The organism is Janthinobacterium sp. Mn2066 (assembly GCF_049319705.1).
Lineage (GTDB): Bacteria > Pseudomonadota > Gammaproteobacteria > Burkholderiales > Burkholderiaceae_D > Janthinobacterium.
Window position 1 is genome coordinate 1 of record NZ_JBMOUF010000053.1, and the last position, 252, is coordinate 252.

Consider the following 252-nt stretch of genomic DNA (forward strand, 5'->3'; position numbering starts at 1 on the left):
CGCGTGCGCCTGTGTCACATCGGCAACGTTCCCGGCCGTGCCGACGACCGTATGCACCAGGCCCGACGCGGCATCGACGCCGATGTGGGCTTTCATGCCAAAGTGCCAGTCGTTGCTCTTCTTCGACTGGTGCATTTCAGGATCGCGCTTGCCGTCCTTGTTCTTCGTCGATGGCGGCGCGGCGATCAGCGTGGCGTCAACGATGGTGCCTTCGCGCATCATCAAACCTTTCTCGGCCAAGTGCCCATTGAT

General features: G+C 61.5%; 1 protein-coding gene. It reads right to left on the bottom strand.

From position 1 onward, the window contains the following. The coding region (locus ACL9RI_RS27725; protein ID WP_422729655.1) for a transposase at positions 1-252 on the bottom strand (252 nt) is incomplete at both ends.